This is a genomic window from Nitrosospira sp. Nsp2 (assembly GCF_003050965.1).
Lineage (GTDB): Bacteria > Pseudomonadota > Gammaproteobacteria > Burkholderiales > Nitrosomonadaceae > Nitrosospira.
The window spans coordinates 117802-135114 of the sequence record NZ_QAOU01000006.1; the positions used below are offsets into that span (position 1 = coordinate 117802).

The following is a 17313-nucleotide window of genomic DNA, read 5'->3' on the forward strand; positions in this document are numbered from 1 at the left end:
AGGGGAAAGTTCGCCCCGATTCCAGTTCATCTCGGAGGTGATCCATTAAATGTCGCAGATTACCGGCAGGCAACTTTTTGAGGACAAGGGACAAAAGCTGAATCTGGTGTGGGAGGCGGGCAGGGACGGGGGCGAGAGGAGTCTCGGCGATGATGCTATCGCCCGTTCTACGCAAGGGGTCATCGGTCATCTCAACTTCATTCATCCTAACTGGATCCAGGTCCTGAGTCATACCGAGGCCGAATATCTGGACGGTCTCGACGCCGCGTCTCTGGAGCAAAACATGCTGCGGCTTAGGCAAAGCAGCCTGTTTTGCATTATCGTGGCCGGCGGCGCTCCGGTGCCCGGTTCGATTAGAGCCCTTGCGGATTCCACCCATACTCCCCTATTCTGCTCACCCGATTCCAGCCTCGAAGTGGTCTGGTTATTACGTCCGTATCTGGGCCGTGCGCTGGCGCCTTCCAGTAGCCTACACGGGGTGCTCCTGGACGTTCTCGGCTTGGGCGTAATGATTACCGGAGAAAGTGGTGTCGGGAAAAGCGAACTAGCGCTGGAACTTGTAAGCCGAGGGCATGGACTGGTCGCAGATGACGTCGTAGAACTTTATCGCATCGCGCCGGAGACGCTGGAAGGCCGGTGTCCGCCCATGCTGCGCGATTTTCTTGAAGTGCGCGGCTTGGGGATGCTGAATATTCGCACTATCTTCGGCGAAACCGCAGTGCGGCGGAAGAAGAATATGAAGCTCATTGTACACTTGCAAAAACCCAGCAGCGCCGACTTTAATACAATGGAACGGCTCCCGATCAACGACGTTACCGAAAACATTCTGGACGTCAATATCCGGAAGGTTATCATTCCCGTTGCCGCCGGCCGGAACCTGGCCGTACTGGTGGAGGCGGCCGTGCGCAATTACGTATTGCAACTACGAGGTATCGATAGCGCTCAAGAATTTCTCATCCGGCATCAACAGGAAATGGAGAACGGGCAAGACCAGCAGCAGGCAAAATATGAAACGTGAATTTTAGGGACAGATGGTTCTCATTTCCTGCGTTTTGAACAATGCAACTCATCGTCATTAGCGGCCTGTCCGGCTCGGGCAAGAGCATCGCGCTGACTGTTCTGGAGGATAGCGGCTATTACTGCGTGGACAATCTGCCAGCAAACCTGTTGCGGGAGGTGACGGTCTATTTACGGGATTCGGGACACCCCCGCGTGGCGGTTAGCATTGACGCGCGGAGTCGCGATACGTTACCGCTGTTGCCGCAGCAATTGGCCGATTTGAGGCGGCAGGAAATGGAAGTGCATCTCTTGTTCCTTGAGGCCAAGACCGATACGCTGGTAAAGCGTTTTTCAGAAACGCGCCGCCGCCATCCACTCAGCGATAATCGCTCGACCTTGCCTGAATGCATCGAACTGGAGCGCGAAATGCTGCGTGAAATTCGCGATCTCGCGAACCGCATCGATACGAGTGACTTGAGCGCCAGTTCATTGCGCACCTGGATTAGAGATTTCGTGGGGCTCGACCACGTGTGCCTGACTCTCCTGTTTCAATCATTCGGGTTCAAACATGGTGTGCCGCTGGATTCGGACATGGTATTCGACGTGCGTTGTTTGCCTAACCCGCATTACGAGGCGTCGCTCCGTCCGCTTACGGGAAAAGATCGCGCTGTAATTGAATACCTGGATGCAAATGGCGAGGTCAACCGCATGTTCGAGGATATCAGGAAATTTGTGGACGACTGGTTGCCATGCTTCGTTCGCGACAATCGTAATTATCTGACGGTAGCCATTGGTTGTACCGGTGGCCGGCATCGCTCGGTATATTTTACCGAACGGCTTGCGCACCAGTTCAAGCCAAGCAATCAGGTTCTGGTGCGGCACCGGGAATTGGATGCTTAAAGTCGATTCTTGGGGCAGTTTTTCCCTATTGATGTGCTAGAACCAGATGAATGCTCCAAAAACTATCACGCTTGCTTACACTGGCGCATCCGGGATGCCCTACGGGGTGCGGCTGCTGGAATTATTGCTGGCCAGTGGTAATCGTGTATACCTACTGTATTCCCAGCCAGCCCAGATGGTGGCGCACCAGGAAATGCAATTTGTCCTGCCTTCTCGCGCAAAGGATGCGGAAGAGCTGTTCAGCCGTCGCTTTAATGCCGCCGACGGACAGTTGCGGGTATTCGGGCGGGAAGACTGGTCCGCCCCCGTGGCCTCAGGCTCAAACCCCCCCGATGCCATGGTGGTATGTCCTTGCACGATGGGAACACTGGCGGCAATCGCCGGGGGTTTGAGTCAAAAGCTCATCGAGCGTGCCGCGGATGTTATGCTTAAAGAAAAGCGCAAGCTCATTCTGGTTCCACGCGAAACGCCTTTTTCCTCAATTCACCTGGAAAACATGCTGAAGCTCGCACAAAGCGGGGCCGTCATTCTGCCTCCGAACCCCGGCTTTTATCATCACCCGCAAACGGTGGAGGATATGGTGGACTTTGTTGTTGCGCGGATACTTGATCATCTTGAGGTGGTGCATACGCTGATGCCCCGCTGGGGCGAGAACGAGAACCCATAGGCGAGCCCGGGAGAAGGCTCAGCCGGCATTCAGGTCGGCAATTCAATTCGATGAGCGGCGGACGGAACACGACGCGATGTTATCACCGGCCGGACTGTTCGCTGCCGCGCACACTCTCTGCGGCGCTGGTCTCGGCCGAGATCAGTTCCAGGCCATTTATTGTTGAGCGATAAATTCCTGCCTCGGTCACGATAAAATCCATGGGAACGTCATGCGGCTGTGGATGCAATGTGTCCACGCGCAGTATTTCAAATGCCACTCCGATTGCAAGTGGACGGGGCCTGATTGCTACAAGGGTACGATCAAAATATCCGCTGCCGTACCCCAAGCGAAAGCCCTGCTTGTCAAAGCCGATCATGGGTATAACCATCGCGCGCACCGTCACCGGATCGGTATTGTCGGGTACCGGAATATCGTAGGCACCTATTTTCATTGGCGCGTCCCGCCACCATTTGCGAAAATCCAGCGGTTCGTGTTTATTCACGACCTCGGGCAGTGCGAGTGTCGCGCCGCCTTCAGTAATAAAATCCATCAATGGGCGCGGATCGTATTCCCCCCGATGAGGCCAGCAGAACCCCACCACGCTGTTTTGCAAGGACGGAAAGCCCTTCTTGAGCAGGCCGGTGATCGCGGCGCTCCAGTCGCGGTATTCTTCCCTGGAAATTGACCCCCTGAGCTTTATCAATTCCGCCCGCTTTTCTCTTCGCCACTCCCTCCAGTTATCCATGTTTTTCGTCAGAACTCGATCGCAATTTCGTGAACAGTTTCCTCACCGGGGCGGGGATGGCTGACTGCAGCGCATCGTCAAGTGTTATCCAGGTAGAGGTTCCTTCATGTTGTACTGTCGCAGAGGAAACCGAAATAACCTGAAGCAACTGGGGATAAATCCTTAGCCGGAAGTGAGTAAAAGTATGATCGAACGGCTGCATTTGCGCCTGAATCTGCGCCGGCATTCTGAGGTCCATTCCGAACCGGTGTTTGCAATGCTCTATGGTGTCTTCGCTGACAGCCATTTCGGGCAGACACCACATACCACCCCAGATCCCTTCCGGGGGGCGTTTTTCCAGGAAAATCTTTCCTGCATTCGTTAACACGAGCAGGACGGTTTCCCTCGAGGGGAGCGGCTTCCTCGGCCTTGGGGACGGCAGCTTGTCTACCAGATTGCCGCGAAACGCGACGCACTCCAGTTGCAGTGGGCATGACGCGCATTTCGGCTTGCTGCGCGTGCAAACGGTTGCACCCAGATCCATCAGCGCCTGGGTATAAGCCTCAACGCGCCCTTTAGTATTTTTCCCTGCTGTGCCATCCAATGGTGGCAGCAGTTCTTCCGCCTTCTGCCACAACAGCGTTTCGTTCTTTTTCTCGCCAGAATATCCTTCTATGCCGAAGCAGCGCGATAAAACACGTTTGACGTTGCCATCCAGTATCGCGCATCGCTCCCCATACGCGAATACGGCAATGGCCGCGGCGGTGGAACGTCCTATTCCCGGCAGCTTAAGGATCATGTCAACGCTTGCCGGAAATTTTGCCTGATAATCCCGCACGATAAGACGTGCTGCCCGATGCAAATTTCTTCCACGCGAGTAATAGCCCAGCCCGCTCCATCGGGCCAATACTTCATCAAGAGATGCTTGGGCGAGGCTGCGGATATCGGGAAAGCTTTGCAGAAATCGCTGGTAGTAAGGGATAACCGTGCTGACCTGGGTCTGCTGCAACATGATTTCTGACAGCCATATCGCGTAGGGATCGCGGGTATTCTGCCACGGAAGGTTGTGGCGGCCGTGTTTTTCCTGCCAGCGGATCAGCTTTAAGTCGAAGGAATCCAAGCGGGTGCTCCAGCCTAGGTCGCCTAGTTGGACCGGATTGCGAGGCTCAGCCCGGATGACCTGGAGTTGGCCGTTTTCAACAGGCCTATCCGAATCGAACCCTCCAGGCTCAAATTATCCAGCGCCGATAGATCGAGCCATTGCTCGAATGCGTATGCGTTTCCCTTTTTTTCCAAATTTTCTCCCGGAGGTTGTGCTGGTGGCAGAAAGCGATCGAGATCCAATTGATCGATGTTTACATCAAAAATAAGACTGGGTTCGACGGCGGCAGAGGCCATTAATTTCGCTTTAATATTGGTGTCTGCGAACTGCCCGGTAAAATCCGCTTGGGCGTTTCGTGACTCCACATCAATAGCGACACTCCCCCGTAGCGCACCATCAATGCCGGGGTTGGCCAGACCGGGGCCGCGCGCATGCATGACACCTTTAACCTCCGGAAGGTTCAACTGCCAAGTCGTGGGATTGGAGCTGAAGGGCGACTCCAGCATCGTATGGATGGTCCAATCATTTTTAACCGCTTCCAGCTCGACAAGCAAGGCGCCGCTCCGCAAGCCACTTACACTGGCCTCCAAGGCTGAGAGAGAGACCCGCGCGTTGACATTGAGTTTGCCCTCATGACCGCTCATCTCCGCCGCTACAGAGATTTTATCACCGCCCAATTTTTCATTCGCGAGGCTTAGCCGCGGCATGTAAAGTTTGATATCGAGGTTGCTCAGACCTCTTATTCCCGTGAGATTGATTGCCACATCGCTTGCCATAAACTCGGCGGTAACAGATTCGCTCGGAACACTGGCGACAAAATCACCCGTGCAATTCAACATAAATTGAGATATTCCCGGGAGTTGCCCCTTGCTTTCAAGGCTTACGCCCTGCACGGCGTAGTACTGCTTGTCGACATCAAGCGTCAAATCAAAAGCCAGCGTGGTGCCGAGATCGACCTCAGTTGCCTCGGAATGGCCGACCGTAAAGCCTATTTTAACCTTGCTGCGAACAGCACTAGCAGAGAGGCCGGGTCGGGCCCCCAGCCTGTCTGCTTCAACATTCACGTCGGTAAACGCAAAATGTCTTCCGCTCTCCTCATCGCTAAAAGTAACCCTCGCTTTCTCCGTCGCCACACGCCCAACATTGAGTTTGAATTGTCTCGTTTCCTCGCTCTTGGCGATAAGATCGGCAATATTGATGCTGCCATCCTTTAACCGGATCAGATTGGCTTTCAGTCCCTTGATGAGAATCTCGTCCAGTTCCAGTTGTTTTCTCAGCAACGGCAATAAGGCGAGAGACACCAGAATACGCTCGGCAGAAGCGAATTCAACATTACTGTTACGTTCGCTGAGCGTAATCGGTCCAAGTTCAATGCCGAGTCTGGGGAAGAGCGAGAGGGTAATATCGCCATCGAGCCTGAGCTCGCGCTGGTTCTTTTCCTTCACCAGTTCGGCGAGCAGAGGCTTGTAAGAATTTGGATCCAAAATAATAGCGAAATAGATGATAAGACCGAACAGTAGAACCGTTACGAGAGCAATTACGATCAGGGCATACCTGAGGTAGCGGTTCATAGGCGGGACAAGATGGAGCGGGTGAAGGGAATCGAACCCTCGTCGTAAGCTTGGGAAGCTTCTGCTCTGCCATTGAGCTACACCCGCGATTCGGGCAGATTATACGACGAAATACCGAAGGTTGGGCTGAGCCGTTACCCCGTGCAGCTCAAACGCGTCTCTTCACACGGTGCGCAGAATGCAGGCGGAAAGAGGCCGGATTCTCGACTATTAGACTTGTGCCCGCGTATAATTCATCTTCCGATCAGACTGTTTAAAGCCGACCATGCCAGCTACGCAAGTAACGTCGCCGTCTTCGCTGGATTTTAAATGATACAGCTCATTGTCAACGGTCAATCTCGATGCTTTCCCGCCGGCGAGGGGGGGGACGCGCAGCACCACGATTCTCGTGGAGGGGTATTGAATATTACCCAGTTGCTGGAACACATGGGATTGCAAGGCAAGCGCATCGCGGTCGAGCGCAACGGTGAAATTATTCCGCGTAGCAAGTTTAGTCAGCCGATGCTTGTTGACGGCGACAGCCTGGAAATTGTCGTAGCGGTCGGTGGCGGATAAGGGGGCGGAAACAGTTTTGGACGACCTCATCGTAGCAGGCAAGGCGTATTCTTCCCGGCTCCTGGTAGGAACCGGGAAGTACAAGGATTTCTCCGAGACTCGCGCGGCGGTTGACGCCAGCGGCGCCGAAATCGTCACCGTGGCTATCCGCAGAACAAATCTGGGCCAAAATCCCGATGAGCCCAATCTCCTGGATGTGCTGCCGCCCTCTCAATACACCTTATTGCCGAATACAGCCGGCTGCTACACGGTGGAGGACGCAGTGCGTACCTTGCGTCTCGCACGCGAGTTGCTGGATGGTCACACGCTTGTGAAGCTGGAAGTTCTGGGGGACCCTAGGACGCTCTATCCAAACATGCTGGAAACCATCAAGGCGGCGGAAATCCTGATCAAGGAAGGCTTCCATGTAATGGTTTATACCTCGGACGATCCTATCGCCGCGAAACAACTGGAAGAAATCGGCTGCGTGGCGATAATGCCTCTCGCGTCCCTGATCGGTTCCGGCATGGGCATTTTGAATCCCTGGAACTTGCGAATCATCATTGAAAACGCTTCCGTCCCTATCATTGTCGATGCCGGTGTCGGCACAGCTTCGGATGCAGCTATCGCAATGGAGCTCGGCTGCGATGGCGTGCTGATGAACACCGCCATTGCTGCGGCGCGAAATCCGGTACTGATGGCTTCGGCCATGAAGAAAGCGGTAGAGGCAGGCCGCGAAGCCTATCTGGCGGGCCGCATGCCGAAGAAGCTGTACAGCGCGAGCCCCAGTTCGCCAGTAGACGGGACAATCGCCCCCAGTGGTCCTCACGCAGACAAAGACGAGTCAGTCTAGTCGCCCTGTTTCTCCCCCCTATTCCCCGCGCATCCCACGATGACAGAGCATCGCCCCATCCGTAGCTTTGTCCTTCGCCAGGGCCGCGTCTCCAATGCTCAGCGCAAAGCCTTGGAAACATTGATGCCGGAATACGGCATTTCGTTTGGAACAGGCCTGCTCGATTTTGAGCATATCTTCGGCAGAAGCGCTCCCACTTTTCTGGAGATCGGTTTCGGAATGGGGGAAACGACCGCCGCTATCGCAAGAGAGCATCCGCAGCATGACTACCTTGCCGTTGAAGTCCATTCGCCCGGCGTCGGCAGCCTGCTCAAGCAGACAAAAGAACTCGGGTTAACCAATATTCGCGTCCTTCAGCGTGACGTCGTCCAGTTGCTGCAGCACGGTCTGCCGCCTGAGTCTCTGGCTGGCGTTCATATTTTTTTCCCCGACCCGTGGCCCAAGGCGCGGCACCACAAACGGCGGCTGATACAGCCGGCATTCGTTGCTCTGCTATGCCGTCATCTGAAGCCCGGCGGTTATATTCATGCCGCGACCGACTGGCAAGAGTATGCCGAGCAGATACTGGCGGTCTTCGCAGATGAAACGCAGCTCGTCAACACCGCCATTGATTATGCGCCCCGCCCGGCGTACCGGCCTTTAACCAAATTTGAACAGCGCGGTTTGCGATTGGGGCACGGCGTATGGGATGTGGTATTTAGGAAAAAGTGAGGAAATGAGTAGGGGAGTGCATCCTTATTCCTTTCTTTTTTCCGGCAAGAAGATTTGCAGCAGGTCGTTCAGGAAACGCCTGCCGAGGAGGGTGGGCACGACGCGTTGGTAATCGCGCGTAATGAGTTCCCGGTTTTCTGCCTCGTCAAGTTGGCGCTGAATGCTGGTGATGGGAAGCCCGGTGCGCTCCACAAATGTTTCTGTGGTAAAGCCTCCTGTGAGGCGTAGCGCGTTCATCATGAATTCAAATGCCCTGTCATTGCGCCCGACTTCATGTTGTTCCATGAGAGCCGGACCCGCATCGATGGTACGCGCAAGCGTATTCTCAAGATATTCTTTCGGTTGCCTATAGCGTATCTGACGCAGGATCTTGTCGCGGTAGCTTATTTTACTGTGCGCCCCCGCACCTATTCCCAGATAATCACCGAATAGCCAGTAGTTCATATTATGGCGGGCTTCCTGTCCTGGCTGAGCGAAAGCGGAAGTCTCGTAGTTCCCGTACCCGCCACTCGCCAGCGTTTGCTCGATCATAAGCTGCATTTCAGCCGCGAGATCGTCATCGGGCAGCGGCGGCGGATAGCGGTGAAATAATGTATTGGGCTCCAGCGTCAAATGATAGGCAGAGATATGTGTAACACCGCTTGCGACGGCAGTCTCGATGTCCTTGCGCGCGTCCTCCAGCGTCTGATCCGGCAATCCATACATCAGATCCAGATTCACATTGTCAAAATTTCTTTGAGCAATCTCGATCGCTCGGCGGGCATCGTTATCGTCGTGTATGCGCCCCAGCGATCGAAGATGCGCGCGATTGAAACTCTGGATTCCAACTGATAGGCGATTGATCCCTGCAGCGCGGAAATCCGCGAACTTCTGCATTTCGAAGGTTCCCGGATTGGCTTCGAGCGTGACCTCCGCGAGAAGCTCAAGCGGAAGCAGCGCCCTTACAGCGGAGAGGATGGTTTCGATGGATTGGGCCCTAAACAGGCTAGGCGTGCCGCCGCCAAAGAATACGCTGACTACCTGGCGTCCCCATACTTGGGGCACCGCTGTTTCTAGATCGTGGACAAGTGCGGCGACATACTCAGCCTCGGGCATGTCCTTCCCCTCGGGGCGCACTTCATGAGAGTTGAAATCGCAATAGGGGCATTTTTTAACACACCAGGGAATATGGATGTAGAGACTCAGCGGTGGTAAAGACCTTAGCCTCGGCGCTTGGGAGCCCATTATGAGCGCGGGGGAAATAGTGGTCGTCATGATCCAACCCGGAGATAACAAGAAGACATAAAAGGAGCAGTGGTTTCAACCAGCAATAAGTATCGGCTCCTTATTCTTTTACTCAAAAAGCGTTTTCCGCGAGTCGCGCCAGGAGTCGTGCCAGCGCTTGCCCTCGATGACTGATTCGATTTTTCTGATCCATCGGAAGTTCCGCTGCGGTCTTCCCCAGATCGGGAAGAAAAAAATAAGGATCGTAACCGAATCCGCCTTCGCCACGCCTATCCGAAACGATTTGGCCGTGCCAGATGCCGTCCGCGATGACCGGTTGAGGGTCATCCGCGTTGCGCAGCAACACAATGACGCAATAATAGTGCGCCCTGCGGTCAGCTAGATTTGCAAGTGCGTCGATGAGTTTGCGGTTGTTGCGCTCGTCCGATTTTGGTTCGCCTGCATACCGCGCCGACAGGACCCCTGGCTCACCATTCAGAGCATTCACGCAGATGCCGGAATCGTCGGCCAAAGAAGGTAGGCCGGTCCGTTCACACGCGTGACGGGCCTTGACGATGGCATTTTCGATAAAAGTGCGATGGGGTTCGTCGACGTCAGGGACCTTGAAGTCTGATTGCGGCAACACCTCGAACCCCAGCGGTCCCAGCAAGTGGCTGATTTCACGAATTTTGCCAGTATTATTACTGGCGATGACAAGTTTCTGCAAATCGGGTGCTCTCATCCGGCTAGTGCCGCTTTCTGAATCCGAATCAGTTCCCGTATTCCCTGCTGCGCCAGGTCCACCATGTCGTCCAATTCCTCCCGGCTGAACGCAGTGCCTTCTGCAGTACCCTGCATTTCCACGAGGCCGAGGTCACCATTCATCACCACATTCATGTCTGTATCGCAGCGTGAGTCCTCAAGGTAATCGAGGTCGAGCACCGGCACGCCCTCATATACGCCTACCGATACAGCGGCAACATGAGCGCGTATGGGGGTCGCTTCAAGCACTTGCCGACGCAACAGCGTTTCAACTGCATCATGCACCGCAACAAACGCACCGGTAATGCTGGCTGTGCGGGTACCTCCATCGGCCTGGATCACATCGCAGTCGACCTGGATCGTGCGCTCTCCCAGTTTACTGAGATCCATTACCGAACGCAGCGCTCGTCCGATCAGGCGTTGAATCTCCATGGTGCGGCCAGACTGCTTGCCCTTGGCCGCCTCGCGCTGCATCCGTTCGCCGGTGGAACGAGGCAGCATGCCGTACTCCGCAGTAAGCCAGCCCTGTCTCTTGTCGCGGAGAAATGGAGGCACTTTTTCATCAATGCTGGCCGTGCAGAGTATCCTGGTGTCGCCGCACTCTATGAGCACGGAGCCTTCCGCATGCTTGGTGTAGTGCCGCGTGACTTTGACTGGGCGAAGTTCCGCTGGGGCACGATTGCTTGGGCGCATGATATTTGATCGATCTTGGAGGATAAAAACGCGGCGTATCTCGCCGTGCAAGGAGGCTGAAAACTCGCCATCGCCATCGCCGACGCCGCTGAGCGCCAGCGTTGTGCAACGTCAAGATAAGAATCCGTTTTGGCAAACCCAGGGCATTCGATATGCGATAATCCCCCTGGATATTATTTTACCGCATTAAGGACCTGCCAGTGAATGAGTTAGCCGCGATCTACAGCATGACCGGCTATGCCGTAGTCACCAGGGAGTTGCCTCAGGGTTCCCTGAATCTGGAGCTGCGTTCCCTCAACAACCGCTATCTCGACATCCAGTTCCGCCTGCCGGACGAACTCCGGATGTTGGAAGGCTCAATGCGTGAGTTGCTGGTAGCCCGGTTGAATCGAGGAAAGATCGAGTGCCGTGTAAACTTTTTACCATCTGTCAGCACCGAAAATCTCCAGCATATCAACAGCGATTTATTGCATAAGCTTTTGAAGTTGAACCAGGTCGTTCGGGCAACCCTGCCTGATGCCGGTAGCCTCGATGTGGCGGATGTTCTCCGCTGGCCCGGAATGCTGGGCTCGGCAGCGCTGCCTGTGGCAGACCTGTCCGGTCCGTGCATGGAGTTGCTGGGCACTGGTTTGGACGAGCTGGCGGCAGCGCGGGCGCGAGAGGGTGAGAAACTCAAGCTCATACTGCTTGAACGATTGGCGCGGATACGCCGTCTGGCGGCCGAAGCAGTTCCGCGTATTCCCGTCTTGATCGCGGCGTTTCAGGAAAAGCTCAAGGCTCGGCTGTGCGAAGCCATGATTAGTTGCGATGACGACCGCATTCGCCAGGAATTGACATTATTTGCCAGCAAAATTGACGTAGACGAGGAATTGTCGCGCCTTCAGACTCACCTGGACGAAGTAGAACGGGTATTAAGCAAAGGGGGCGCAATCGGCAAGCGGCTTGATTTCCTGATGCAAGAGCTTAATCGCGAAGCTAACACGATCGGGTCAAAATCGGTGGACGCAGAAGTGTCGAAAATGTGCGTTGAGCTAAAAGTCCTGATTGAGCAGATGCGGGAGCAGGTGCAGAATCTTGAGTGACATTTCTCACAGAATCACATATTCTCTTAACCTCACTATATCCCAGTAGTAACGCGGATTTATCGTCTCACCCTGTTGCATTCCATTGCAAGCAAGCTCATAATCAGCCTGTACCACTAGCACGTACCATCTTCACATGATGGTGCAATTATGGTGGTACATGGAAAAAGGGCGATATGGGCAAGTTAAACGATATGCAAATTCGCAACTGGATCAAGGCCGGGGAGCGCTTTGACATGCGAAGCGATGGGGATGGGCTTTACCTATCCTATCGCGAAAACTTTGCTATTCCGGTATGGCGTCTTCGCTATAGTTTTGTCGGCAAACCCCGCATCATGAATATGGGGAGCTACCGGGACTTATCGATTGCCGACGCCCGAAAAAAAGCTAAAGAACTCAGAGCGCGCGTTGCGTTGGGATACGACGTAGCAGGGGAGAAACAGCAACGCAAGGTCGAGAGCCTGGCGAAGATTGAGTCTGACAAGAACGCGTATACAGTCGCGCAACTAGCCGACGAGTATTTCGAGCGAATGATTTTAGGACGCTGGAAGCATCCGAATATTGTGCGGGCTCGAATCGAAAGAGACATTAAGCCAGCTATCGGAAACCTAAGGGTTGAAGATGTAAAGCCGCGGCATATTGACGACATTCTCAAAGCAGTCATAAAGCGCGGCGCCCCCTCTATCGCCAATGACGTATTGCGCTGGCTGAAGCGCATGTTCAATTACGCTGTGAAGCGCCATGTTATCGAATATAACCCGGCTGCCGCGTTTGATCCCGGCGACGCTGGCGGCAAGGAAAAAAGCCGAGACCGCTGGTTAAATGGCGCCGAGCTGGAAAAGTTTTTCGCAGCCATGCGGGACGCGAAAGGCTTCAGCGTTGAGAATTACTTAACCATCAAATTATTGTTGCTGCTGGCGGTCCGTAAAAGCGAGCTTATAACCGCGCGATGGGATGAGTTTGATTTAGACAAGGGCGTCTGGTACCTGCCGGCTGAACGCACGAAGACCGGAGTCGCGATGGACATACCGCTGCCTTCTGTTGCTGTGGATTGGTTGCGCGAGCTGGAACGGTTTGCTTGTGGCAGCGAATGGATATTACCGGCGCGCAAGGCGCAAGACCGCATGCTTCCTCACATTTCTGATAGCACCCTAAGCGTCGCGCTTGCTAAGGTTAAACACGGATTGGCCCCTTTCACTATTCACGATTTACGCCGCACAGCCCGCACTCATCTAGAGGCTTTGGGCGTTCCTCCACACATTGCCGAGCGCTGCCTGAACCATAAGATTAAGGGAGTGGAAGGGATTTATAACCGGCACGACTATTTTAAGGAACGCGAGGCGGCGCTGAACGCCTGGGCCGCCCTACTGTTACAGTTTGAGAAAGGCGGCGCCAAAGTGGTGCCGATAAAAAGGAGTAAGACCGTGGCCTGACGGACTTCAGGCAATAAAGCGGGGTGAAAGGTGCGGACACACCAGACACCCCTGACCACAACGCAACCTACTCGGAGGTACGCATCATGGCTAAGGCCAATTCTACACGTTTTCCAAAACAACTCATGGAAGTACAGGACTTGCTTATGGAGTCCGGACACGTCGCGCAGTTCGTTAAAGACATGTCTCTAAACACAGATGTAAATCTGGAAGCCGGCGAGTTGTCTGGGTTTTTCTTCGTAATGCAGGATTTAATCCACCGCATCAAAAAGGCCGAGAGGCTGCTAACAGAGTATAGGGACGGCATCGCCACAACAGAAAACGAGGTGGCGTGATGGCTAACCCTGCTGAGTTCATGCGCGGCGCTGCCGCATTTATGTCCGCCGTCCAAGCGGCGGAGAATATTAACGATGTGCCCACGACAGACGCGGAGCGGGCGGATGACGGCGAGCGTTATTACGGGGATCGAGATCAAATAAAGGCCCTGTTTGTGAAGTCTATGGGCGACTTGACAGAGTTCCAGTGCGGTTTTGTTGCCACCGTGGCTGAATATTTCCATATGGTAATCTCGAGCGGACACCCGAATTTCTCTGTATGGGTGCCGGATACCATGATGAATGCTAGCGAAATCAAGTCTTACCGCGGCGAAATGCTGCGCACAATGCGGGAAGACGAGGCCGAGGTCATGGGTTGGAATGCCGAAAATTGCGGCGAGGTGGCATGATGGAGCAAGTAAAAAAGACCCATATGCTAGATGACGAGCGCGGCTTGATCGTTTTGGAGGCGACCTGGGGGATTGACGCATTAGCGATATTAACGATCAAGGCACTCGAGGACGAGGACTCAGAGGAGGTGCTGTGGGCAACAAAAGAGGTATTGAAGCGAGTCAGGCAACTCAACAGCGTGATTATGAGCGCGGTAGGGGATAACGAAGACAACGACGCATTACGTAAAAGGACATAACCCAGAAATAACCGCTTCGGGTTCGGGGCGGTTATAAACGGAATAGCAAATTCATTTGAAGGGGATGCAATTGAGAAAGCTCTACCAGCTTAAGCAGTGGCTAACTATAGAAGAAAGCGCTCGTCACTTTTCGACTTTGTTTTCAGAGCCGGTGAGTGAGGCAGATATTCTTAGGCTAGGGCTGGATAGGCGTCTCACTCTCTCAGTAAATTTCGTGAATGGTGCGTATGGGCGGCGAGGAAACATTGTTAGCGTAGACCCCGGTCCATTCGAAAAGCGTTACACCCACCCCTTTTCCGGCGCGGACTGGATGAGCTATCCACTCTGGTCCATTTACTGCGGGGCGCATGGAATAGAAACGCCAGAAGATTCTGAGCTTAAGCTTAAGCCCTCGATAGAGATACTGCACGGAGTCTACGACCTATTTATGCTGGGGGCGGAAGCTATCGACATTGAGAACAGATGGCAGCTTCTGGCGGGTGGCCCAGCCATAAGTAAAAAAAATCGGGTCGGTGTGCTTGTCGGATCGATACCCGGTGAATTTTGCGAGGTTCAGGCTTTTACCCCAGCCGCGGGTTTCGAGGAGAAACCCCGCGGTTATCTCCTAAAGCGGGGTAATTTTTCGCCTGCGGAAAAACTTCCCGAGGATGCGATGCTAGTAGTCCGAACTAGCGCTATCGCTGAGTTCGAGGCAGAACTCCGGGAGCACAGTTCTCCTAAGGAAAAACCGCTTAGCACAACCGAGAGAACCTCACTCTTGACGATCATCGCAGCGCTGGCGGCAGCGAAAGGGATAGACATTTCAAAACCCTCGAAAGCTGCCCTTTCTATTGAAAGCCTGACAGATCAAATCAAGGCTCCAGTAGCGAAACGAACAATCGAAGAACATTTAAAACGCATCCCCGACGCACTGGAAAGGCGCACCAAATCTTGATTGTTTTGGCAATTGCCTAAAAATTTTGGCAGCTGCCTGAAACTCAGCGTTAGATCGTTATCCTTATCACAGCATCACAAATAACTTTATAGGAAAACAGATATGAAAAATAAACCTGGGGGCTTCAAGTTGCCGCAGTCGCAATATATCCGGCAATCACAGTTAATCCCGTTCATTGTTCCATTCTCGTCCGCAACGCTTTGGAGAAAGGTAAAAACGAAGGAATTCCCAGCTCCAATCAAACTCTCTGAACGCATCACGGCTTGGAAAGTTGCAGACGTTAAGGAGTGGCTTGAATCGAAAGCAGGGGTAACGGAATGACGGACCCCTCAAAAGAAATCGCCCGGGCGGCAACCCAGGCGATTCTCGAAACCAAAACCACTACACACTCCGAACGCAATTCTAAACGACTGCCTCCATATGGCAAGCAGTTTATGGGTATCCGGGAGGGGCGCCATGAGCCAAAACCGTGATGACCTTCCATATTTTCCTTACTACGCCAGCAATATCCTAGCCGACAAACGATTCCGCCTTATGTCGCTCCAGGAGTGCGGTCTATGGATCAAGATCTATACCGAATGCTGGCCTAACAGATCCGTTCCTGCGGCCCCTGTAGAGCTTGCCAGATACCTTGGTTACCCTGTTGAGGAGATAAAGGCCGCTCTCACCGAGAGAGTGTTGTCATTCTTTGAAGAGGTCAATGGCGAGCTTATATCACCGCAGTTAGAGGAATATTGGAAGAAGCAAACGAAACGGCGAGCGGGTCTTTCCGAAGGGGGCAAGAGAGGAGCAACTCGCAGATGGGGAAAAACTGAGGATGGCCAATCTGTAAATCCGCCAATTAATGACCTAAATATGGCTACCCCATTAGCCAGCCCATTAGCTACCCCATTAGCCAGCTGTATGGCCTCTTTAAATACTCTTAAATCAAATACTCTTAAATCAAATCAAGTTCAGTCTTTAAAGAAGGAAGTAACTTCTGATGAGTGGTTAGATGGATATGACTCAGCAAGCAACCAAGTGAAGGTGACGGTATGAGCACATCGATACTTGAACGTCTTGCTGAAGATGGAATAGAGCTATCAGTTTCGGAAGATGGCAACCTTGATATTGTTGGAGACACAAACGCAGTCAACTCCTGGCTTCCAGCGATCAAGGAAAATAAATCGACCATTCTTTCCGAACTGAAAACAACGCGCGCTCAACACCCGTTGAACAGCGATGCGAATGTGCTGCATGTTGCGTTCCCGGTGAATGGAAAGAGAGATGCGGCTCATCCTGAGCTGACCTCATTAGTCCGTTTCTGTGGCGAGGCGTATGGCTTCACTGAAGAGGAGCATGCCGAGGCATTAACGCGCGCGCTTGCTGATCATGACAGTGCTCTGACCTGCTTCCGAGCGATCAAGGCTCAGATACTTGCAGAAGCAAGGGAGGCACAATGACCGACGACGAAGCTATCAACGTCCTTGTTCAGCACTTCCTGCTAGACAACGAACACTCATTGCGAGAGGTAACGGACGCGATGTTTCAGTTCAACGAAACGAAGCCTTATGACGCCCTAGGCCGGTCCATGTTTGCCGCAATGACCAAGACACACATTGCGCAACTGCAAGCGGCCAAAGCTACCCTTACTGCCAAACAACCGAAAAGGAAACCGCAATGATCAGCGTAACAGGCCGGGGGTGGCAAAAAGTTACCCTCTTTACATCGGAAACCGCGCTGATAGTCATTTATTCACACGTGCAGTTGAGAAAAACAGGTTTTTCAGGAACACATTATTCGCAGTCAAACAGACCTAAAAGCCATATCCAGAGCCAATCTACAGGTAATAGGCAACATATCAAAACACTTATTTTTTGCTCAAAAACACACCCTTTTCATTTCGCAGCTATCAAAAAGGTAAAAAAATGAATCAAGAAATAGACGAATCAATACTCGACACATTGGAAAACGGCGTCAAAACATCGTTACAGATTATCGAGCTGATGATTGTAGCGATCCGCCGGCACAACCAGCAGGCGGCCGACGACATCGACGCGCTTGTTAACGCTGGCAAAGCCCGCCTTGTATTACAAGCAGACGTGAACGGGCTCGAATTGTTCGCGGTGGGAACCGACAATAAGGTGATCGGCGGCCCCTTGCTGGCGTACCACAGAGGGGACAACGAAGTATGCCATTAACAGCGAATCGGAATATTTAC

Annotated in this window: 24 protein-coding genes and 1 tRNA gene; 18 read left to right on the top strand and 7 right to left on the bottom strand. The window is 53.4% G+C overall.

The genetic code is table 11. The features are described 5' to 3' along the window. The first annotated feature begins 49 nt into the window (after window positions 1-49). The 3 genes from hprK to C8R31_RS12870 are packed head-to-tail and all read left to right on the top strand — an operon-like array spanning window position 50 to window position 2566. Window positions 50-1018, top strand: a complete 969-nt coding sequence (hprK, locus tag C8R31_RS12860; protein ID WP_107694474.1) for an HPr(Ser) kinase/phosphatase — start codon at window positions 50-52, stop codon at window positions 1016-1018. Window positions 1019-1059: 41 nt separating this feature from the next. Further along, entirely contained in the window at window positions 1060-1899 is an 840-nt protein-coding gene (gene rapZ, locus C8R31_RS12865; RefSeq protein WP_107694475.1) for an RNase adapter RapZ, read from the top strand. Window positions 1900-1945: 46 nt separating this feature from the next. After that, on the top strand, window positions 1946-2566 hold the full coding sequence (locus tag C8R31_RS12870) for a flavin prenyltransferase UbiX (RefSeq protein WP_107694476.1): 621 nt from the start codon (window positions 1946-1948) through the stop codon (window positions 2564-2566). Window positions 2567-2648: 82 nt separating this feature from the next. On the opposite strand, the gene C8R31_RS12875 is transcribed toward C8R31_RS12870, so the two are convergent. The 4 genes from C8R31_RS12875 to C8R31_RS12890 form a co-directional block, all read right to left on the bottom strand. Further along, window positions 2649-3293 (bottom strand): 5-formyltetrahydrofolate cyclo-ligase, encoded by a 645-nt coding sequence (locus C8R31_RS12875; RefSeq protein WP_107694477.1) that lies wholly within the window; start codon window positions 3291-3293, stop codon window positions 2649-2651. Next, on the bottom strand, window positions 3286-4392 hold the full coding sequence (gene mutY / locus C8R31_RS12880) for an A/G-specific adenine glycosylase (RefSeq protein ID WP_107694478.1): 1107 nt from the start codon (window positions 4390-4392) through the stop codon (window positions 3286-3288). The genes C8R31_RS12875 and mutY overlap by 8 nt, the downstream gene beginning before the upstream one ends. A gap of 23 nt (window positions 4393-4415) precedes the next feature. After that, window positions 4416-5945, bottom strand: a complete 1530-nt coding sequence (locus C8R31_RS12885) for an AsmA family protein (RefSeq protein WP_107694479.1) — start codon at window positions 5943-5945, stop codon at window positions 4416-4418. Between the two features lie 13 nt (window positions 5946-5958). Continuing rightward, window positions 5959-6032: transfer RNA gene (locus C8R31_RS12890), tRNA-Gly, on the bottom strand. Between the two features lie 222 nt (window positions 6033-6254). Between C8R31_RS12890 and thiS the strand changes: the two genes are divergently transcribed. From thiS to trmB, 3 genes are read left to right on the top strand one after another with little or no spacing between them, the layout of a single operon-like run. Beyond that, entirely contained in the window at window positions 6255-6500 is a 246-nt protein-coding gene (thiS, locus tag C8R31_RS12895; protein ID WP_107694480.1) for a sulfur carrier protein ThiS, read from the top strand. Between the two features lie 16 nt (window positions 6501-6516). Further along, window positions 6517-7332, top strand: a complete 816-nt coding sequence (locus C8R31_RS12900; RefSeq protein WP_107694552.1) for a thiazole synthase — start codon at window positions 6517-6519, stop codon at window positions 7330-7332. Window positions 7333-7371: 39 nt separating this feature from the next. Beyond that, window positions 7372-8043, top strand: coding sequence for a tRNA (guanosine(46)-N7)-methyltransferase TrmB (gene trmB / locus C8R31_RS12905; RefSeq protein WP_107694481.1), 672 nt, complete (start codon window positions 7372-7374; stop codon window positions 8041-8043). Window positions 8044-8067: 24 nt separating this feature from the next. On the opposite strand, the gene hemW is transcribed toward trmB, so the two are convergent. The 3 genes from hemW to rph all read right to left on the bottom strand — a co-directional run bounded on the left by hemW (window position 8068) and on the right by rph (window position 10701). Continuing rightward, window positions 8068-9297 carry a radical SAM family heme chaperone HemW gene (gene hemW, locus C8R31_RS12910; protein WP_107694482.1) on the bottom strand — a complete coding sequence of 410 codons (1230 nt, stop codon included), beginning with the start codon at window positions 9295-9297 and terminating at the stop codon, window positions 8068-8070. A gap of 82 nt (window positions 9298-9379) precedes the next feature. Then, window positions 9380-9988 (bottom strand): RdgB/HAM1 family non-canonical purine NTP pyrophosphatase, encoded by a 609-nt coding sequence (rdgB, locus tag C8R31_RS12915; protein WP_146164595.1) that lies wholly within the window; start codon window positions 9986-9988, stop codon window positions 9380-9382. Next, complete coding sequence (rph, locus tag C8R31_RS12920; RefSeq protein ID WP_107694483.1) at window positions 9985-10701, bottom strand: ribonuclease PH; 717 nt, start codon at window positions 10699-10701, stop codon at window positions 9985-9987. The genes rdgB and rph overlap by 4 nt, the downstream gene beginning before the upstream one ends. A gap of 227 nt (window positions 10702-10928) precedes the next feature. On the opposite strand from rph, the gene C8R31_RS12930 reads away from it, so the two are divergent. From C8R31_RS12930 to C8R31_RS12980, 12 genes are all read left to right on the top strand, one after another. After that, window positions 10929-11783, top strand: coding sequence for a YicC/YloC family endoribonuclease (locus C8R31_RS12930; RefSeq protein ID WP_107694554.1), 855 nt, complete (start codon window positions 10929-10931; stop codon window positions 11781-11783). Window positions 11784-11959: 176 nt separating this feature from the next. Next, on the top strand, window positions 11960-13216 hold the full coding sequence (locus C8R31_RS12935; RefSeq protein WP_107694485.1) for a site-specific integrase: 1257 nt from the start codon (window positions 11960-11962) through the stop codon (window positions 13214-13216). Window positions 13217-13302: 86 nt separating this feature from the next. Next, window positions 13303-13551 (top strand): hypothetical protein, encoded by a 249-nt coding sequence (locus tag C8R31_RS12940; RefSeq protein WP_107694486.1) that lies wholly within the window; start codon window positions 13303-13305, stop codon window positions 13549-13551. Continuing rightward, complete coding sequence (locus tag C8R31_RS12945; protein ID WP_107694487.1) at window positions 13551-13940, top strand: hypothetical protein; 390 nt, start codon at window positions 13551-13553, stop codon at window positions 13938-13940. Before C8R31_RS12940 ends, C8R31_RS12945 begins: the two co-directional genes overlap by 1 nt. Further along, window positions 13937-14179: a hypothetical protein gene (locus C8R31_RS12950; protein ID WP_107694488.1), complete on the top strand. Its 243-nt coding sequence runs from the start codon at window positions 13937-13939 to the stop codon at window positions 14177-14179. Before C8R31_RS12945 ends, C8R31_RS12950 begins: the two co-directional genes overlap by 4 nt. Before the next feature lie 214 nt (window positions 14180-14393). Then, entirely contained in the window at window positions 14394-15113 is a 720-nt protein-coding gene (locus tag C8R31_RS12955; RefSeq protein WP_146164596.1) for a hypothetical protein, read from the top strand. Between the two features lie 102 nt (window positions 15114-15215). Further along, a complete protein-coding gene (locus C8R31_RS12960) occupies window positions 15216-15434 on the top strand; it encodes an AlpA family transcriptional regulator (protein WP_107694490.1) in 219 nt (72 codons plus the stop codon). Between the two features lie 135 nt (window positions 15435-15569). Next, window positions 15570-16151 carry a hypothetical protein gene (locus C8R31_RS12965; protein WP_107694491.1) on the top strand — a complete coding sequence of 194 codons (582 nt, stop codon included), beginning with the start codon at window positions 15570-15572 and terminating at the stop codon, window positions 16149-16151. Further along, entirely contained in the window at window positions 16148-16555 is a 408-nt protein-coding gene (locus C8R31_RS12970; RefSeq protein ID WP_107694492.1) for a hypothetical protein, read from the top strand. Before C8R31_RS12965 ends, C8R31_RS12970 begins: the two co-directional genes overlap by 4 nt. Further along, window positions 16552-16776: a hypothetical protein gene (locus C8R31_RS12975; protein WP_107694493.1), complete on the top strand. Its 225-nt coding sequence runs from the start codon at window positions 16552-16554 to the stop codon at window positions 16774-16776. Before C8R31_RS12970 ends, C8R31_RS12975 begins: the two co-directional genes overlap by 4 nt. Beyond that, window positions 16773-17024, top strand: coding sequence for a hypothetical protein (locus C8R31_RS15870; protein ID WP_146164597.1), 252 nt, complete (start codon window positions 16773-16775; stop codon window positions 17022-17024). Before C8R31_RS12975 ends, C8R31_RS15870 begins: the two co-directional genes overlap by 4 nt. Further along, a complete protein-coding gene (locus C8R31_RS12980) occupies window positions 17021-17293 on the top strand; it encodes a hypothetical protein (RefSeq protein WP_146164598.1) in 273 nt (90 codons plus the stop codon). Before C8R31_RS15870 ends, C8R31_RS12980 begins: the two co-directional genes overlap by 4 nt. Window positions 17294-17313: the final 20 nt, after the last annotated feature.

Excerpts from the sequence above, each read along its gene's own strand:
- C8R31_RS12975 (WP_107694493.1), top strand. The coding sequence starts at position 16,552 with ATGACCGACGACGAAGCTATCAACGTCCTTGTTCAGCACTTCCTGCTA.
- C8R31_RS12870 (WP_107694476.1), top strand. The coding sequence starts at position 1,946 with ATGAATGCTCCAAAAACTATCACGCTTGCTTACACTGGCGCATCCGGG.
- rph (WP_107694483.1), bottom strand. The coding sequence starts at position 10,701 with ATGCGCCCAAGCAATCGTGCCCCAGCGGAACTTCGCCCAGTCAAAGTC.
- C8R31_RS12885 (WP_107694479.1), bottom strand. The coding sequence starts at position 5,945 with ATGAACCGCTACCTCAGGTATGCCCTGATCGTAATTGCTCTCGTAACG.
- rdgB (WP_146164595.1), bottom strand. The coding sequence starts at position 9,988 with ATGAGAGCACCCGATTTGCAGAAACTTGTCATCGCCAGTAATAATACT.
- thiS (WP_107694480.1), top strand. The coding sequence starts at position 6,255 with ATGATACAGCTCATTGTCAACGGTCAATCTCGATGCTTTCCCGCCGGC.
- C8R31_RS15870 (WP_146164597.1), top strand. The coding sequence starts at position 16,773 with ATGATCAGCGTAACAGGCCGGGGGTGGCAAAAAGTTACCCTCTTTACA.
- C8R31_RS12935 (WP_107694485.1), top strand. The coding sequence starts at position 11,960 with ATGGGCAAGTTAAACGATATGCAAATTCGCAACTGGATCAAGGCCGGG.
- C8R31_RS12940 (WP_107694486.1), top strand. The coding sequence starts at position 13,303 with ATGGCTAAGGCCAATTCTACACGTTTTCCAAAACAACTCATGGAAGTA.
- trmB (WP_107694481.1), top strand. The coding sequence starts at position 7,372 with ATGACAGAGCATCGCCCCATCCGTAGCTTTGTCCTTCGCCAGGGCCGC.
- C8R31_RS12945 (WP_107694487.1), top strand. The coding sequence starts at position 13,551 with ATGGCTAACCCTGCTGAGTTCATGCGCGGCGCTGCCGCATTTATGTCC.
- C8R31_RS12930 (WP_107694554.1), top strand. The coding sequence starts at position 10,929 with ATGACCGGCTATGCCGTAGTCACCAGGGAGTTGCCTCAGGGTTCCCTG.
- rapZ (WP_107694475.1), top strand. The coding sequence starts at position 1,060 with ATGCAACTCATCGTCATTAGCGGCCTGTCCGGCTCGGGCAAGAGCATC.
- C8R31_RS12960 (WP_107694490.1), top strand. The coding sequence starts at position 15,216 with ATGAAAAATAAACCTGGGGGCTTCAAGTTGCCGCAGTCGCAATATATC.
- C8R31_RS12875 (WP_107694477.1), bottom strand. The coding sequence starts at position 3,293 with ATGGATAACTGGAGGGAGTGGCGAAGAGAAAAGCGGGCGGAATTGATA.
- C8R31_RS12980 (WP_146164598.1), top strand. The coding sequence starts at position 17,021 with ATGAATCAAGAAATAGACGAATCAATACTCGACACATTGGAAAACGGC.
- C8R31_RS12950 (WP_107694488.1), top strand. The coding sequence starts at position 13,937 with ATGATGGAGCAAGTAAAAAAGACCCATATGCTAGATGACGAGCGCGGC.
- C8R31_RS12965 (WP_107694491.1), top strand. The coding sequence starts at position 15,570 with ATGAGCCAAAACCGTGATGACCTTCCATATTTTCCTTACTACGCCAGC.
- C8R31_RS12970 (WP_107694492.1), top strand. The coding sequence starts at position 16,148 with ATGAGCACATCGATACTTGAACGTCTTGCTGAAGATGGAATAGAGCTA.
- hprK (WP_107694474.1), top strand. The coding sequence starts at position 50 with ATGTCGCAGATTACCGGCAGGCAACTTTTTGAGGACAAGGGACAAAAG.
- hemW (WP_107694482.1), bottom strand. The coding sequence starts at position 9,297 with ATGACGACCACTATTTCCCCCGCGCTCATAATGGGCTCCCAAGCGCCG.